We start from the raw sequence: 17,093 nt of genomic DNA, 5'->3' as shown, positions 1-17,093 counted from the left end.
AAAGTGACGAATTGGATTACTGAAGTTGAGGACAACGACTACGTTTCTCGGCGCGCATCAGGCATTATAGCAAATCAAATGGCTGCGCAATCTATTTTTGAAATAGGATTTCGTAAACTACATTATCCAAGAATATATGCAGCAAAATTACGAGAAGTAGGAAAAGAAGCGAGGGGGGAATACCTTGAAGCTTTACTCAATTGTGTTTTACCAGGGGATACGGTAATTGTGCAATATCCTTTGTGGACAAATCATACGGAGTTTGAACTAGAGTTCATCAACTATTTAACCTCAGTACGGCATGCAAAAATTGTAGCATTAGTTTGGGATATTGTTTCTTGGCTTCAAGATAATCGTGATAGAGATTATACTGGAGACGCTTCTTTATGGATGTTAAATAAATATGATCTTGTTATTGCGGCGAATCCGAAAATGGCTTTACGCTTAAAACAAGAAGGTGGTGTTACAACACCAATGATTTCAATGCATTTGTCGGACTTTGTTTATAAAGGACCACTCGTTCCTAAAAAATATAAAAAAGAACTTTTCTATGTTGCGACGGGAATCGATCCTGCCATGATTGCGGAGGTACCTTCTAATATACGAATCAATTTTATTGGTCCAAACAACCAGGTCAAAGATTTTCCAGACCACGTTTCCCTTTTAGGACCAATGGAAAGTAATGATATTCCTTCAAAGTTGGACGGTGGTTTTGGTCTTTTGTATTATCCACAAAACGGGAGCTATAAAGGGATGCACCGCTATGGGGAATACAATAATCCCATGAAACTCTCACTATATTTGGCATCAGGTTTACCTGTTGTTTGCTTGTCTAACACGGCTCATGCGAAATGGATTAAAGCTCAAGGGGTTGGTGTTGTCATTGACGAGTTGGAAGATCTCGCGGAAGCAATCAATGGGGTGAGTGAGGAAGCTTACTATCAAATGCTTGACAACCTTAAGCCATGGCAACGCGCGGTGACATCAGGATTTTTTGCCAAAGGTGCGGCAATAGAAGCCATTCGTGTGCTTAATCTCGGTTTTACGGATACTTTAATTCATCAGGAGGTTAATAATGACTAATTGGATAACACGACTCAATGCCACAAATTATCAGCAGCAATATGATGCAATTCAAATTGTAAGTAAGAATGTCGCCCGTTCAGCTCAAACGTTAGGTTTTCAAGAGTTAAATATTACTGGATATCCCAATATTAGTAATAATGCCAACCGACGCCTTCACATTCGTGAAGCTGTTTTAGGAGTTATTCAACCAGGTGATTTAGTTGTTGTACAGTTTCCAATGTGGACACAGCTTAATTTTCAAGCTGAGTTCTTTGATACGATTAAGGGAATAGAAGGCGTTCGAATGGTTGCTTTGATTCATGATATTCCGACCTGGATGTTTACAAAAGGAGAGGAAGAATACGATCGTAAAAACGATTTTTGGCTGAATCAGCTCAAAAAATTTGACTTATTGATCGTGGCAAACGGAAAAGAAGCTCATAAATTACAAGAAGATGGAGTGCATGTCCCCATGATTCCAATGCAACTCTGGGATTATTTCTATAGTGGACCAAGACAAGAAAAACAATTTAAAAAGCAACTCTATTATGTGGGTGGACGAGACATTATTGATACGACTTATCGAGCAGCAACGCCGCTTTATATTTATGATCGGCATGTTGAAAAAAATGTTTTGGAAAGTGGAAGTGTAACATGGTTGGGACGTCAGCCCAGTGATGAGATTGTTTCTCGTCTTGATGGTGGATTTGGGGTGGTAGTGACAGAAAATCTCATTGAAAAATCGAATATGAATTTTGTTTATTATAACCAATTTAATAATCCTACTAAGTTATCGATGTATCTAGCAGCAGGGATTCCTGTGATTGTTCCTAGTAAAACCTATCATGCGTCAATGGTTGAAAAACACGGCATTGGACTAGTCGTAGATGATTTAAATGACATGGATGCAATTTTTTCCTCTATAACTGCTCAGGATTATCAGAAGATGGTGGACAATGTTAGGTATTGGCAAGAAGCTGTGTCAGAGGGATTCTTTATCAAAAGGGCATTGATGGCAATGTTAAGAACTTTAGAATTAGGGTTTAAAGATGATTTAGTTTAATAGTGGAGAATCTGCAATTGAAAGGGGGTGATGAGAGTTTAGCAATCTGAGTCGAGTTGAAGTAAAAAGTGATTAATATCGTGAGTATTGAAGAAAATAGTCACTGTGGGTTACTTTTTACATGAATACGGTTTGCTTTTATGAATACAGAAGATAGTTATTTGATTGAAAATATAACGTTGTAACCATGCTTTTATATTTTCATGAGAAACTCCCTTATTCCAAATATTCCAAAAGAATTTTTGAAAAGGAGCTATAATTCTATTCTCCGCAAAAATGGGAGATGAGTGATGAAATTATCCATCAATACGGTACATCTAGTTAAGGTCGCTACAAATTAGATAAATCATCAAAAATTCTTTCAATCACTATCTTGGCAGCTGAGAAACCAGAGTTAAGAATTAAAAAAACTAAAGCGCCAAAAGAAAGGTAACAGGAATTAATGTCAAGAAAAAATAACATCAAAAAAATGTTAAGTTCCGATAAAAAAGAACGATATCGGTCTTACAAACGAAAAAAAACGTGGGTTTATTCAACAATCACTGGGGTGATGAGTGTTCTTGGTGGTGGAGGAGTGGCTGTCCCAATGATCGTTACAGCCGACACTACAAGTACGGGCGATACTCAGGCTAAAGAGGTAAACGGATCGGAATTGCTCGTGAATCAAAATAAAACGACGATTCCGGCAAGCACGACCGTTTTGGGAGCAAGTTCTGCGAGTTCTCGTACGGTCACATTAAATGGTTCAGATTATGCAGCAAATTTTAAAAGTAATGGAGTAGCTAGTATTGATAGTTCAGGTCTTGCTACGTTGACTCCTAATGCTGGAAATAGTGTTGGCAACACTCTTCTTAACACAAAGATTGACATGTCTCAATCGTTCACTTTAGAAGGATCTGTCAATCTTGGGAATAAGAGTGCAAGCCAGGGTGGTGCTGATGGGATTAGCTTCTTGTTTCAACCAGGAGATACCAGTGTTATTGGTGCATATGGAAATCCCATGGGAATAGGTGGGGTCAAGGGAGCATTTGGCTTTAAGCTTGATACCTACTACAATAATAATAGTGAAGCTTACGCTGATGCTGATCCTTCACAATTTGCTACAGCGGATAATGGGAAACCAGCAGCTTTTGGTGCATTTGTGGATGGAACGTCCGGAAGGGCTATTACTGTTGCAAATTCTGCCCAACAAATATCCCAACCATCTAATAATGTTTTTAAATCAATAACGGTTCATTTTGATGGTAGTACAAAAACAATGACTGTTAATTATGATGGCAAAACATGGTCAAAGGATATTTCAGTTATGCTTGGTAGTAATAATTCTATGTCTTTTGGGATTGCAGGATCTACGGGATCATACTATAATCTTCAACAATTTAAATTAAATAGTTTTAATTATACGATTGCTCAAGGGAAAGTTATTGTACATTATCAGGATGTGAATGGAAATACAATTGCTCCAGATACAACGACTCAAGGGGATATTGGGGATCCTTGGACAGCAGCTACACCTCCTGTAATTCCTGGTTATACTTATAAAACGGTAAACGGAAATACGTCAGGAAATTATACTGCCAATGATCAAAATGTCATCTATGTTTATACTAAAGGGGATGCTGCTTCTGATTCAGATAGCCAAAGCGATAGTTTGAGCGAATCCACTTCGGATAGTTTGAGTGATAGCTTGAGTGATGTCACTTCTGATAGCATCTCTATCAGTGATTCTACAAGTGATAGCCTAAGTGACAGTATGAGCGATAGCCTTTCGGACAGCAACTCTACTAGTGATTCGACGAGTGACAGCCTAAGCGATAGTATGAGCGACTCAATTTCAGATGATCATTCCATCAGTGATTCTACAAGTGATAGCTTGAGTGATTCTCTGAGTGACTCGACGAGCGATTCAATTTCTGATAGCGTGTCTTTAAGCGATTCTAATTCAATTTCAGATAGTGAGAGCTTAAGTGATTCGACGAGCGACTCAGTTTCTGATAGTAATTCACTTAGCGATTCAACGAGCGATTCTGTTTCAGATAGTGACTCATTGAGTGATTCGGATTCAATTTCAGATAGCGAGAGTGCAAGTGACTCCGACTCTCTTTCAGATAGTGATAGTTTAAGTGACTCGGAAAGTTCAAGTACGAGTGACTCACTGAGCGATAGCTTGAGTGAATCCACCAGTGATTCCGTATCCGATAGCGACTCCATCAGTGATTCTGATTCGATTTCAGATAGCGAATCTGTAAGTGATAGTACCAGTGATTCCGTATCCGATAGCGACTCCATCAGTGATTCAGCTTCGATTTCAGATAGTGAATCTGTAAGTGATAGTACCAGTGACTCCGTATCCGATAGCGATTCCATCAGTGATTCTGATTCTATTTCAGATAGCGAATCTGTAAGTGATAGCACGAGCAATTCAGTATCTGACAGCGATTCCATCAGTGATTCTGATTCAGTTTCAGATAGTGTTTCAACATCCGATTCGATTTCAGATTCCGTAAGTGATAGCAATTCCACATCTGATTCAGTTAGTGACTCTGTATCGGATAGCGCTTCAACGTCAGATTCAGTTAGTGATTCCGTATCCGACAGCGATTCTACATCTGATTCAATTTCTGATTCAGTAAGTGACAGTGCTTCAACGTCCGATTCAATTTCTGATTCTGTATCTGATAGCGAGTCAACGTCCGATTCAGTTAGTGATTCAGTAAGTGATAGCAATTCGACATCCGATTCAATTTCAGATTCCGTATCCGATAGCGACTCGACATCAGATTCAGTTAGTGATTCCGTATCAGATAGCGCTTCAACATCCGATTCAATTTCAGATTCCGTATCCGATAGCGACTCTACATCAGATTCACTTAGTGACTCTGTAAGTGATAGCAATTCCACATCTGATTCAGTTAGTGACTCTGTATCGGATAGCGCTTCAACGTCAGATTCAGTTAGTGATTCCGTATCCGACAGCGATTCTACATCCGATTCAATTAGTGACTCTGTATCGGATAGCGCTTCAACATCCGATTCAATCAGTGACTCTGTATCGGATAGCGCTTCAACGTCAGATTCAGTGAGTGATTCCGTATCCGACAGCGCTTCAACATCCGATTCAGTGAGTGATTCTGTATCAGATAGTGATTCAACATCTGACTCAATCAGCGACTCTGTAAGTGATAGCGCTTCAACATCTGATTCAATAAGTGATAGTGCTTCAACGTCCGATTCAATTTCTGATTCGGTATCCGATAGTGCTTCGACGTCTGATTCAATTTCTGATTCCGTATCCGACAGCGATTCAACATCCGATTCAATCAGCGACTCTGTATCGGATAGTGCTTCAACATCTGATTCAATTTCAGATTCAGTATCTGACAGTGAGTCCACGTCCGATTCAATTTCAGATTCAGTAAGTGATAGTGCTTCAACGTCCGATTCAGTTAGTGATTCCGTATCCGATAGCGCTTCAACGTCCGATTCAGTTAGTGATTCCGTATCCGACAGCGATTCTACATCCGATTCAGTGAGTGATTCTGTATCAGATAGTGATTCAACATCTGACTCAATCAGCGACTCTGTAAGTGATAGCGATTCTACATCTGATTCAATTTCTGATTCAGTAAGTGATAGTGCTTCAACGTCCGATTCAATTTCTGATTCCGTATCAGAGAGCGACTCTACATCAGATTCACTTAGTGACTCTGTAAGTGATAGCAATTCCACATCTGATTCAGTTAGTGACTCTGTATCGGATAGCGCTTCAACATCCGATTCAATTTCAGACTCTGTTTCTGATAGTGCTTCGACATCCGATTCAGTGAGTGATTCTGTATCAGATAGCGATTCAACATCCGATTCAGTGAGTGATTCTGTAAGTGATAGTGCTTCAACATCCGATTCGGTGAGTGATTCGGTATCCGATAGCGCTTCAACGTCCGATTCAATTAGTGACTCTGTATCCGATAGTGCTTCGACGTCTGATTCAATTTCTGATTCCGTATCCGACAGTGATTCTACATCCGATTCAATTAGTGACTCTGTATCGGATAGCGCTTCAACATCCGATTCAGTTAGTGATTCGGTATCCGATAGCGCTTCAACATCCGATTCAGTTAGTGATTCTGTATCTGATAGTGATTCAACATCTGACTCAATCAGTGACTCTGTATCAGATAGTGATTCAACGTCCGACTCTATTTCCGATTCAGTTAGTGATTCCGTATCCGACAGCGCTTCAACGTCTGATTCAATTTCCGATTCGGTATCCGATAGTGCTTCGACGTCTGATTCAATCAGCGACTCTGTAAGTGATAGCAACTCCACATCCGATTCAGTTAGTGATTCCGTATCCGACAGCGATTCTACATCTGACTCAATCAGCGACTCTGTATCAGATAGTGAGTCAACATCTGATTCAATTTCTGATTCAGTAAGTGATAGTGCTTCAACGTCAGATTCTATTTCTGACTCAGTGAGTGATTCTGTATCCGATAGTGCTTCAACGTCAGATTCAGTGAGTGATTCGGTATCTGATAGTGCTTCAACATCTGACTCAATCAGCGACTCTGTATCAGATAGTGATTCTACATCTGATTCAATTTCTGATTCAGTTTCAGATAGCGCTTCGACGTCCGATTCAATTTCAGACTCTGTTTCTGATAGCGCTTCGACATCCGATTCAATTTCTGATTCCGTAAGTGATAGCAATTCCACATCTGATTCAGTTAGTGATTCCTTATCAGACAGCGACTCTACATCAGATTCAATCAGCGACTCTGTATCCGATAGCGCTTCAACGTCCGATTCAGTTAGTGATTCCGTATCCGACAGCGATTCTACATCCGATTCAATTAGTGACTCTGTATCGGATAGCGCTTCAACATCCGATTCAGTTAGTGATTCGGTATCTGATAGTGCTTCAACATCTGATTCAATTTCAGATTCAGTAAGTGATAGTGCTTCGACGTCAGATTCAGTTAGTGATTCTGTATCAGATAGTGCTTCAACATCTGACTCAATCAGCGACTCTGTAAGTGATAGCGATTCTACATCCGATTCAGTTAGTGATTCTGTATCTGATAGTTCAAGTATGAGTGATTCGATTTCTGATAGTATGAGTGATTCGGATTCTGTTTCTGATAGCGAATCTGGGCATCATCAGGGATATCCTTCTCATCACACGGGAACTTTGCCAAAGACTGGGGATCAAGATAATTCTTTGTCTAGTGTTGGTGGAATGCTTGCTGGTTTAGCAATGCTTGGCGCTCTTGGAGTAAAGAAAAAGAAGAAAAACTAATGTGTTACCGCTCTTTTATCGAGGGCTTACAAAAAATGATAAGAAATGATTTCTTATCGTTTTTTTGTTTTTATTTTTGCTGTGCAGAAGTGTAAACGAGAAAAAGTAGAAAAAAATAAAATAGGTGGTTTTAGTTAATTGTAATTAAAAATATAGAATTTTTATAAAAGATATTGATGAAAATAGACTAAAACAGTTAGAAAAACTAGCTTAAATGAATCTTGACTAAAAAAGGAAAAAAACTTATTATTACAGTGTAATGTATTTACTCACATTAGATGGCTCAAATGTTTTGATGAGGCGAGTGATGTGAATTAAAAAAAATAGGAGAACCTTATGAAGCAATCTACTAAAAAAAGAGTCCTTTCGCGCGTCTTGGTGTGCTCTGCTCTACTCGTCTTGGGAAGCCCTGTAGTCGGACAAGCTATTATTAGCGTTCCAGTGGCTCATGCTGCAACTAACTCAAATCCTGTCGCTGATCAAAGCACGATGCGCTCGATTACAATCACTAAATATCAAGCTAAAACAGCAAATGATCATGGAGATAATGGTACGGGTAACTTTGATGGTAGCGTAACTAATACGCCACTTCAAGGTGTTGTATTTAACCTCTATAAAGTAACTGCTATCGGTGATGCTGCTTTGACAGATCCAACTGTTCAAAAAGAAGGCACAGATTACACCAAAACACTTGTTGGTACTGGAACTACGGATGCTAATGGTCAAATCGAGTGGAGTTTAGGCTCACCTGATGGCTCACAAAAACCATCCTCAAACGTTACTGGTGATCTCAACAGCATGCCTGATGGTATTTACATGGTTGTTGAAGGAGATGATTCAAAGGCAACAGATCCAACTACTAACAATCCTGTTACCGTTGTTAATCCAACGAATCCATTCTTTGTTCAAGTGCCACAGACGTCACGTGATACTTCAAATCCAGGTTTGATTTATGATGTTAATGCTCAACCAAAAAACGTTATTGCAAATGATTTAAATCCAGAAAAAACGATTGATGGGAAACAATTTGACTCATTAGTCGCAGGAAATGCTTTTGAATGGGAGTTGGATACAAATATCCCAACAGGATTGTATGATCTTGCTACGAAAGATACTCAAATTCCTATTGTAGATGCTAATGGTAATCAACTCTATAACGCAGATAAGTCACCTGCATACTTTGCTGTTGCAAAGGGTGATCCGATGTACTTCTCTGGTGGAAATTACTTCCAAGCTGATGGAACAACAGCGGCAACTGCTCCTGCAAGTGCCAACTATACTGTTCATGATACTTTGAACAAAGATTTAACTTACAATGCAGCTAAATCATCAATGGGTATTGTTAGCTCTGATGGAACTTACCATCAATTTGACTCTTCACTCTATACTTTGACTGCTCCTGATGCTGATGGAAACTTTTATGCAACTTTGACAGCTGCTGGTATTCAAGCAGTAGGTACAGGCTCTGTTAAATTAGCTGATGGTTCTACTTACACTATCGTTACTGGTGATAAGATTTCAACTCATATCAATACTACTGTTGAAGCAGGTTGGGATGGCGTGATTCCAAATACGTTTGATGTTACTTATCAAACCCCAGGATCTAAACCTGTAACACAAACACCACCACCTTCTCAAACCCCAGGTTATGCAGATGGCGGAATTGAAATCTTAAAGGAAGCTCAAGATACTAAAAAACCTATGGCAGGTGCAGAATTCATGATTGCAACGTCTGAAGCCAATGCAAATGCGAACAAGTTCCTTGCTTCTGATGGTAATTCTTATGTTTGGGCTAATCCATCAACTAGTGCGCAACCTCAACTTCCTTCTGGTGTAACATTCTTGACTAGCGGACAAACAGGTGCTGATGGAATCGCTAACTTTAAAGGTTTGCCTTTGGATCTCGTTAGTGCTGGTGCTGATAATGTTGTCGGAACATCTGATGATACTTGGTCTCGTGATTACTATGTTGTCGAAACAAAAGCTCCTGACGGATATGAACTTTTGAAGAGTCCACAAAAGGTTACTGTTACGAATACTACTGCTGGTGGTGCCGTTGATTATACTTATGAAGATGCGCCTAAGACACTCTTGCCATTTACTGGTGGACGTGGCACAACAGCAATGGTTACATTTGCTTTAGTTGCTATTGCAGGTGGTACTGCAATCGTTGTTGTAGATAAAAAACGCAAAGGGAACAAAACCGTTTAATCAGATGAAAGGAGAAAACGATTGATTAGAAAAAAGAATGTGATACAGCTCTTTGTTTTATCAGCCGTTTTTCTCCTAAGTTTAGTTTTTGGGAGTTTGAGTTATGCAGATACAGCAGTGCCGTCAGGAAGCGGTTCTGATGATTATTCGATAACCATTATTAAATATAAGTTATCTGAAAGTGATTTATCATCGACGACCTTACCTCAGCAACCTGTTGGATCGGCTCTAACCCAAGAACAAGCAAAGGATAAAAACGGAAATCTTCTCGTTCCCCTTGGGGGCGTGAGTTATCGGATTGAACAAGTGACTCCTAGTAACGATGCGAGTAATCCTTTTCAAGTCGTACCAGGAAGTACAAGCCAAACGATTACGACGGATTCCAATGGTCAAGCTACGGTTAAATTACCACAAGGCATTTATCGTGTGACTGAGTTATCTAGTCAAACTTTACTGCATCCTGCAGCTCCAGTCATTGTTCAGCTTCCAATGGGATTGAGTAATGGTCAAAGTTTGAATCAGGTGTTCATTTATCCAAAATCTGGTGTCGTGAGTCCTTCAGTGACAACGCCACCTCCAAGTAAGGATAAAGAAATTACACGAATTCCTCATACCGCAGGAACACTTCCTTCTGAAAGTCCACTCTTTGGCCTTTTGGTTGGTGTGATTATTGTCGGAATGATTGGTACAATTGGTATCAAGCCGAAACTATTAAAGTGAATCACATGATCGACTTTTCTTGTATGAAAATACAGAAAAGTTGATTTTGTAAGGGATTGAAATTTGGAAAATGTTAAAATTATTTTAACACTTCTCCTCCCATTTTTCAGTCTCATACAAAGTCAAAAAAGGAGGGAAAGGTAAAGGTAAAGAGAATGACTCATGCCAAAAAAAAGAGAAGAAGATTCTCTCCACTATTAATTTTAGCTCTCCTTCTCATTTTTTCAGGGATTGGTGCCTTAACTTACCCTATTGTAGGTGATTATTTAGCAAGTCGGCAACGCTCGGTCGCGGTAGAAAATTATGATAAAGTTTTAGATCATACTGGGCAAAAAAAATTAAATCAGCAACTCAAACTGGCGAGTGAATATAACGCTGATATTTTAGCAGAACAAACCGGAAGGATTGTCCCTTATCCAAGTCTTAAGTATATAAAAATTGCCAACTTAGCTGGAATTATGGGAACTCTTGATGTTCCTGCGATTAGTATCAAAAAAATGCCAATTTATCATGGCACTAATGAGTTAACACTTAGTGAAGGTTTGGGACACTTTGAACCCAGTTCAATACCTATTGGAGGAAAAAATACTCGAGCGGTCATCTCTGGTCACTCTGGCTTAGAAAATCAGGTTCTTTTTTCCAATGTTCGAAATCTGCAAGTAGGAGATATTTTTTATATTAATATTTTAGGAAAACGTCTGGCTTATAAGATTGAATCTATGGATGAAGTTCTCCCTAAAGATGTGGATAAAGTTAAGATCGTACCCAATAAGGATATGGTCACTTTGTTGACTTGTACACCACCTGGGGTCAATACTTATCGATTACTGGTCAATGGGGTTCGGATTCCTTTTGCGCAAGCACAAAAAGAAGCAGTACATCCACGGGATACATTTAGCTATACTCGCGTGGTTATTGCATCTTTAATCGCTTGTCTTGTACTATTCTTTATTCTTTACTTGATTTATCGTCGCTTGAGAAAACGTTATATCAAGGCGACAAGTGATGAGAGTCGTGCGAAGACTGAAAAAGCGTTGCTTCGTTTATTCTTCATCATCAAAGCACTCTTTGTTGCAATGATTGTTGCGATGGTTGCTGTTCTTGCATTTGCTATTTATGGTTATACACAGATTCAACGCCAACGTGAGATGAGTAGTATTAATGTTGGTCAAACAGAACAATTGGCAGATTATAATCTTTCAAAGATTAGAAGTGGAAACTATACAGAGTCTGATATCTCCTCTGTTACTGTAGGGACTTATGCAAATGCTAAGATTAATTTTAATCAGGTGGTGAACAACTGGGGGATTGGGAAACTTTCAATCCCAGGAATTGATGTTTCTCTTCCTATCCTTGCTGGAATGAATAACGAAAATCTTCTTAATGGCGCTGCCACACTCAATGACACGGAGCAAATGGGAAAGGGAAATTATATTCTTTTGTCACATAATATCTCCAATGGTTATGGTGTTTCGTTGCCTGTATTGCTCGGAAGAATTAGTGAGCTTAAAATCGGACAAAAGATTACAGTTTCAGACTTTAGTAAGGTTTATACTTACAAAGTTATGCTTAACCAAGTTGTTAAAGATACAGAAGTACAGTACATCAAGCAACCCAACAGCCCCTTGGCGACCCCACTTATTACCCTCATTCGATGCGAAGGGCGAGTGGGGACCTCCTTTCGCCGAGTGATTCAGGGGCAACTTATCGAAACTCAACCATTAAAACAACTTGGTTCGACACAACTGAAAACTTTAGGTATTGAACACAAAGGAGTTTTAAAAAAAGCTCAAGCTGGAAAAATCTATTCAGGGGATTTATATACTTGGTATGAAAGTCTTGCTATCATGGTAGCTGCGATGATGGTGAATAATCCTCTTCAAACGATTATCCCTGTTGTTCTAATGTTAGTCGTTCCTATCTTATTTTTAAATTTAATTTGAGTTAGGTTAAGTTATAAATCAAATTTGAGAAATATTATTGTTTTTCATCCCGATTTGATTTAAGGTTTTAAACCTAAAAAAGCTGAGATATTAAATTTTCAGCTTTTTTTATTTTCAAAATCATAAAATTTTAGTTTGGAAAAGTTGATTTCTGAATGTGGTTTTGTTTTTTTATTTTTCGTTTATTTCATGATTGTTTTTATAATAGAGTGGGTCTTTGGACTGTGGTTGATGTTCATCAATCCAGTGGTAGATGTCTTGTGCAATTTCTTGAACGAGAAGGAAGGATTCTTTTATTTCTTGCTTTGTAATTTGATCAACGTGTACTCCACTGAGGATGACGCAATTTCCTTTGAAGTGTTGATTGAGGTCTTTTAAAATAATTTCAGCTAAAACGTTATCTTTGTGGTGGCGTCCGGAATGACTGTGGAATTGGTAGGTTTTCATTTTATTGGTTTCATTGACGGTTACTGTGCCAATATGTGGAACGTTTCCTCCAGTTAAAATGATGAGAAGGTCTTTATTGATGTATTGAATATCTGCGCTAATGCGATAAGTTGTTGATTTTTCAAATCTCATGGTTTACCTCATTTTTGATTTAGTCCTTGCCATCTTTTTGCAGCTTGTAGATGGATGCCAAATTGGTCAAAATAACGATAGACGAGATGATCTACGATGTCTTCAATGCTTTCTGGTAGATTATAAAATGCGGGCATGGGTGGAAATATTTTTGCTCCCATTTTTGATAAATAGAGCATATTTTCTAAATGTATGGTACTGAGCGGGGTTTCTCTTGTCATGAGTAAGAGTTTTTTATTTTCTTTTAGCATGACGTCTGCGGCTCGGCTGATTAGGTTATCGGCTAATCCGATGCGAATTGACGATAATGTTTTCATACTGCATGGGGCAACGATCATTCCATCTACTAAAAAGGAACCACTGGATATTTTTGCGCCTAAATCTTTATAGGCATACACGTAATCTGCCATTTCTTCGACTTCTTTAATGTTATATTTTGTTTCTAATTTTATTGTTTTGGTGGCGTACGGGGATAAGACGAGATGCGTTTCAATTTCTGTATTTTTTAATAAATCGAGCATTCTTACGCCGAAAATAGCGCCAGTGGCTCCGGTGATAGCAATAATGAGTTTCATTTTTCCTCCTTGATGATTCATCGTGTTTCTATTGTTTATTATACCGTGTTTTGTAGTATAATGATAATATATATATTATGTTAATAATATACTTTAAAAGTATATTTAAAGGGGAGAAATGGAAATTAAACAACTTGTTTATTTTGTTGCTATCGTTGAAGAAGGAACGATTTCAAAAGCAGCAGCTGCTTTATATATGGCTCAACCTCCGCTGAGTCGCCAATTAAAATTAATTGAGGATGAATTGGGAGAGGTTCTTTTTGATCGAAGTAATAAAAAAAGGCTTGTGATTACTCCAAAAGGAGAATTATTTTATCATAAAGCAAAAGAAATTTTGTTTCAATTGGAAGACTCAATAAATGAGGTAAGGGATTTGGGGGAAAACTTATCGGAGAAAATTAAGGGAGGTTCCGCAATTTATTGCTCAATGTTGCTTCTTGAAACGATTCGTTCTTTTCATCTCACTTATTCAAATCCTTCTTTTGATCTGTTTGAAGGGAGTTCTACTGATTTGTTTTCAAAATTGGTCAATCATGAGATTGATTTTGCGTTGACGATTGAAGTCCCTGAAGTTTCGAATTTGGAATCTACTTTTTTGGGGACGTTTCCTTGTGTTTTGGTCACTCAGATGTCATATCCGTTGGTTAATGAAACGGTAACGATTGAAGAACTCTCCAAATTACCATTAATTTTGTTGAAGCCGGAGGATGAAAGTGGATTTTTTAAGGAAGTATTGACTGTATTTGCACAACATCATTTGGTGCCTCATATTTTGTGTGAGTGCAATGATGCTACGATGCTGATGGAATTAGTAAAAAAAGGGATTGGGGTAACGATTTTGCCGATAACGATGGTTAAGGGGACGGAATTGAAATATTTTCAAATAAGGGATATTCCATTGTCAATTACTCCTATTTTGAGTTGGAGAAAAAATGGCTATCTCTCGAAAGCTTCAAAAAAATTTTTGGACACATTAAAAGAAATCAATACTTTATAGGTATTGATTTTATATTTAAATGATATTTTTTTATTTATTTTTTTTGAGCTATACTTGTAGTGTAAATTAATTTACGGATGCAAAAAGGAGGAAAAAATGAGTTATCGAGATTTAAGAGAATTTCTCAAGGTGTTAGAAAATGAGAATCAACTCGTAAGAATTAAAGATGAAGTAATGCCAGAGCCAGATTTGAGTGCAATTGGTCGTGCTGCTCCAAATGTGGAGAGTGCACCGGCTGTTTTTGTGGAGCATGTGAAAGGGTATAAAAATCCTGTTGTGCTTAATGTTCATGGCTCATGGCAGAATCATGCTTTAATGTTAGGATTACCAAAGGATACTCCTGTCAGAGCGCAATTTTTTGAATTAGAAAAGATATGGAATCGCTATCCGATCAAGCCGACTTGGGTAGAAAAAAAGGATGCTCCAGTCAAAGAAGTGGTGATTGATAAGGGGATTAATCTTTTTGATATTCTTCCATTGTTTAGGATTAATGAATTTGATGCTGGTTTTTATTTATCGAAGGCGTTGATTGTGAGTCGTGATCCTAATCATCCTGATTCTTATGATGAACAAAATGCAGGGACATATCGGATTCAGGTGAAGGGAAAAGATAAAGTAGGAATTCAACCTCTTCCATTTCATGACATCGCGGTTCATCTGCGTCATGCTGAAGAAAAAAATGAACCCCTTCCTATTGCGATTTGTTTGGGAAATGATCCAGTGCTTAGTTTCATGGCAAGTACTCCAATTGAATATGCACAATCAGAATACGATTTTGCTGGAGCTTTAAAGGGCGAACCGATTGAATTGACAAAAAGTGAATCTGGTCTTTTAGATATTCCTGCGCGTAGTGAAGTAGTTCTTGAGGGATATATTATGCCTCGAGAAAGAGAAATTGAGGGGCCTTTTGGGGAATTTCCTGGAAGTTATTCTGGTGCGCGTTCTCAACCAATCGTTAAAATTACAAAAGTTACGCATCGTAAAAATCCAATCTTTGAGAATCTTTATCTTGGAATGCCTTGGACTGAAATTGATTATTTGATGGCATTAAATACAAGTTTGCCTTTATATAAACAAGTGAAACGTGATTTTCCAGAAGTTCAAGCAGTTAATGCGATGTACACTCATGGAATTGGAACCATTATTTCTACTAAATCTCGCTTTGGGGGATATGGTAAAGCAGTGGCAATGAGGCTTTTATCAACGCCACATGGAATGCCTTATACTAAAGTTGTGATCGTTGTTGATGAGTTTGTGGATCCGTTTAATTTGGAGCAAGTGATGTGGGCCATTACAACACGTGTTCGTCCGGATAAAGATGTCTTTAAGATTCTTTTTGCTCCAGGGATGCCACTTGATCCATCTTCTGAACCTGCTGGAATGCATACGAAATTAGTGATTGATGCGACAACACCTGTTGCACCAGATATTGCGAGAGATACTGAATTACTAGGAACGCCTGAGAAATCAGATGAATATACTGAGATCATTCGAAATCTTGTGCAACAATTAAGAAAAGGAGAGAAAAATGATTAATCTTATCTGTCCGAGATGTCATTCAAAAGAAATTAGTTTACTTACAAAATCACCAGTTGGGGATGTTTGGGAAGTTTATTTATGTGAAACGTGTACATTTTCTTGGAGAAATACTGAGGGAGAAAATATTACACAGCCAGATCACTATGATTCTCGCTTTCAATTAAATCCAGAAGATTTTGTTCATTTAGAGAACATTCCTCCTATTCCACCACAATTATAACTTTTTTGAGGCATCAGAATGTTAGGATAAAAAGGGTGAATTTTATATTAATTTTTTAATCTAAGTCTTTGGACTTGGATTTTTTTATTTCTTTTCGATTTGTAAAAAGGAAAGAGGAAAGTATAGAAAAATATGCTATAATTAGAGGTGTATTTTATTTATTTTTAATTGTGGATGGCATTGAAATCAGATGAAAATGGGATGTATGAGATGGGTTATTTTGAGTGAAAAAGTATTTTTGGGGTTTGTAAAAATAAAATGTTTTATTAATGAAAAATGAGGGAATGAGGAGATTATGGCACAGTTATACTTTAAGTATGGAACGATGAATTCGGGAAAATCCATTGAGATCTTGAAGGTGGCTCATAATTATGAGGAGCAGGGAAAACCAGTTTTGTTAATGACGTCAAGTTTGGACACGCGTGCTGGTTTTGGGATTGTGGAAAGTCGGATTGGAATGAAAGAGGCGGCTGTTGCGATTGATGAGAACATGGAGGTTTTTGATTTTGTCAAAAATGTGGTAGAAAAACCTTTTTGTGTGTTGATTGATGAGGCGCAATTTTTAAATAAAAAACACGTTTATGATTTTGCACGTGTTGTGGATGAACTTAATATTCCAGTGATGGCTTTTGGGTTGAAAAATGATTTTAGAAATGTGCTTTTTGAGGGATCAGAGCAGTTGCTCTTACTGGCGGATAAGATTGAGGAAATCAAGACGATTTGTTGGTATTGTAGCAAAAAAGCAACGATGGTGATTCGGACAATTGATGGGAAACCCGTTTATGAGGGAGAACAGTTACAAATTGGAGGGAACGAGACTTACATTCCTGTTTGTCGGAAACATTATTTTAATCCTGAGCGATGATTGATTAAAGGAGA

Annotated in this window: 14 protein-coding genes and 1 pseudogene; 12 read left to right on the top strand and 3 right to left on the bottom strand. The window is 38.1% G+C overall.

The genetic code is table 11. The features are described from left to right. The first annotated feature begins 3 nt into the window (after positions 1–3). From GHI93_RS03820 to GHI93_RS13270, 3 genes and pseudogenes are all read left to right on the top strand, one after another. On the top strand, positions 4–1,083 hold the full coding sequence (locus GHI93_RS03820; RefSeq protein ID WP_246177012.1) for a glycosyltransferase: 1,080 nt from the start codon (positions 4–6) through the stop codon (positions 1,081–1,083). Then, a complete protein-coding gene (locus GHI93_RS03815; RefSeq protein WP_153495748.1) occupies positions 1,076–2,128 on the top strand; it encodes a glycosyltransferase in 1,053 nt (350 codons plus the stop codon). The genes GHI93_RS03820 and GHI93_RS03815 overlap by 8 nt, the downstream gene beginning before the upstream one ends. Positions 2,129–2,570: 442 nt before the next feature. Continuing rightward, a pseudogene (locus tag GHI93_RS13270) lies at positions 2,571–3,725 on the top strand (lectin-like domain-containing protein); the annotation flags it as partial. 245 nt (positions 3,726–3,970) lie between these two features. On the opposite strand, the gene GHI93_RS13000 reads toward GHI93_RS13270, so the two are convergent. Then, on the bottom strand, positions 3,971–6,841 hold the full coding sequence (locus GHI93_RS13000; RefSeq protein WP_211368876.1) for a coiled-coil domain-containing protein: 2,871 nt from the start codon (positions 6,839–6,841) through the stop codon (positions 3,971–3,973). Here GHI93_RS13000 and GHI93_RS12995 point away from each other — a divergent pair. From GHI93_RS12995 to GHI93_RS03795, 5 genes are all read left to right on the top strand, one after another. Next, positions 6,832–7,083 (top strand): hypothetical protein, encoded by a 252-nt coding sequence (locus GHI93_RS12995; protein ID WP_211368875.1) that lies wholly within the window; start codon positions 6,832–6,834, stop codon positions 7,081–7,083. The genes GHI93_RS13000 and GHI93_RS12995 overlap by 10 nt on opposite strands. 140 nt (positions 7,084–7,223) lie before the next feature. After that, positions 7,224–7,430, top strand: coding sequence for an LPXTG cell wall anchor domain-containing protein (locus GHI93_RS12990; RefSeq protein WP_211368877.1), 207 nt, complete (start codon positions 7,224–7,226; stop codon positions 7,428–7,430). Between the two features lie 336 nt (positions 7,431–7,766). After that, on the top strand, positions 7,767–9,641 hold the full coding sequence (locus GHI93_RS03805; protein WP_153495747.1) for a SpaH/EbpB family LPXTG-anchored major pilin: 1,875 nt from the start codon (positions 7,767–7,769) through the stop codon (positions 9,639–9,641). 21 nt (positions 9,642–9,662) lie between these two features. Further along, on the top strand, positions 9,663–10,361 hold the full coding sequence (locus GHI93_RS03800) for a pilin N-terminal domain-containing protein (protein ID WP_153495745.1): 699 nt from the start codon (positions 9,663–9,665) through the stop codon (positions 10,359–10,361). Between the two features lie 155 nt (positions 10,362–10,516). Further along, positions 10,517–12,304 (top strand): sortase family protein, encoded by a 1,788-nt coding sequence (locus tag GHI93_RS03795; protein WP_153495743.1) that lies wholly within the window; start codon positions 10,517–10,519, stop codon positions 12,302–12,304. 171 nt (positions 12,305–12,475) lie between these two features. Here GHI93_RS03795 and lpdD read toward each other — a convergent pair whose 3' ends face one another. Both lpdD and GHI93_RS03785 read right to left on the bottom strand, forming a co-directional pair. Further along, on the bottom strand, positions 12,476–12,883 hold the full coding sequence (gene lpdD, locus GHI93_RS03790; protein ID WP_153495742.1) for a prenylated flavin chaperone LpdD: 408 nt from the start codon (positions 12,881–12,883) through the stop codon (positions 12,476–12,478). Positions 12,884–12,891: 8 nt separating this feature from the next. Beyond that, positions 12,892–13,458, bottom strand: a complete 567-nt coding sequence (locus tag GHI93_RS03785; protein ID WP_153495740.1) for a flavin prenyltransferase UbiX — start codon at positions 13,456–13,458, stop codon at positions 12,892–12,894. Between the two features lie 118 nt (positions 13,459–13,576). On the opposite strand from GHI93_RS03785, the gene GHI93_RS03780 reads away from it, so the two are divergent. The 4 genes from GHI93_RS03780 to GHI93_RS03765 all read left to right on the top strand — a co-directional run bounded on the left by GHI93_RS03780 (position 13,577) and on the right by GHI93_RS03765 (position 17,079). Continuing rightward, positions 13,577–14,455, top strand: coding sequence for a LysR family transcriptional regulator (locus GHI93_RS03780; protein WP_153495738.1), 879 nt, complete (start codon positions 13,577–13,579; stop codon positions 14,453–14,455). A gap of 96 nt (positions 14,456–14,551) precedes the next feature. Further along, positions 14,552–15,991, top strand: coding sequence for a non-oxidative hydroxyarylic acid decarboxylases subunit C (locus GHI93_RS03775; protein WP_153495736.1), 1,440 nt, complete (start codon positions 14,552–14,554; stop codon positions 15,989–15,991). After that, complete coding sequence (locus tag GHI93_RS03770; RefSeq protein ID WP_153495735.1) at positions 15,984–16,214, top strand: non-oxidative hydroxyarylic acid decarboxylases subunit D; 231 nt, start codon at positions 15,984–15,986, stop codon at positions 16,212–16,214. Before GHI93_RS03775 ends, GHI93_RS03770 begins: the two co-directional genes overlap by 8 nt. Positions 16,215–16,509: 295 nt before the next feature. Further along, entirely contained in the window at positions 16,510–17,079 is a 570-nt protein-coding gene (locus GHI93_RS03765) for a thymidine kinase (RefSeq protein ID WP_153495733.1), read from the top strand. The last annotated feature ends 14 nt before the right edge of the window (positions 17,080–17,093 follow it).

This window comes from Lactococcus hircilactis, from assembly GCF_009601015.1.
Taxonomy (GTDB): Bacteria; Bacillota; Bacilli; order Lactobacillales; family Streptococcaceae; genus Lactococcus; species Lactococcus hircilactis.
This window is presented reverse-complemented; position numbering and strand designations above follow the sequence as displayed.

Bases quoted from the DNA above. Each gene is read 5' to 3' on its own strand.
- GHI93_RS03815 (WP_153495748.1), top strand. From the start codon at position 1,076: ATGACTAATTGGATAACACGACTCAATGCCACAAATTATCAGCAGCAA.
- GHI93_RS12990 (WP_211368877.1), top strand. From the start codon at position 7,224: ATGAGTGATTCGATTTCTGATAGTATGAGTGATTCGGATTCTGTTTCT.
- GHI93_RS03805 (WP_153495747.1), top strand. From the start codon at position 7,767: ATGAAGCAATCTACTAAAAAAAGAGTCCTTTCGCGCGTCTTGGTGTGC.
- GHI93_RS03795 (WP_153495743.1), top strand. From the start codon at position 10,517: ATGACTCATGCCAAAAAAAAGAGAAGAAGATTCTCTCCACTATTAATT.
- lpdD (WP_153495742.1), bottom strand. From the start codon at position 12,883: ATGAGATTTGAAAAATCAACAACTTATCGCATTAGCGCAGATATTCAA.
- GHI93_RS03785 (WP_153495740.1), bottom strand. From the start codon at position 13,458: ATGAAACTCATTATTGCTATCACCGGAGCCACTGGCGCTATTTTCGGC.
- GHI93_RS03780 (WP_153495738.1), top strand. From the start codon at position 13,577: ATGGAAATTAAACAACTTGTTTATTTTGTTGCTATCGTTGAAGAAGGA.
- GHI93_RS03775 (WP_153495736.1), top strand. From the start codon at position 14,552: ATGAGTTATCGAGATTTAAGAGAATTTCTCAAGGTGTTAGAAAATGAG.
- GHI93_RS03770 (WP_153495735.1), top strand. From the start codon at position 15,984: ATGATTAATCTTATCTGTCCGAGATGTCATTCAAAAGAAATTAGTTTA.
- GHI93_RS03765 (WP_153495733.1), top strand. From the start codon at position 16,510: ATGGCACAGTTATACTTTAAGTATGGAACGATGAATTCGGGAAAATCC.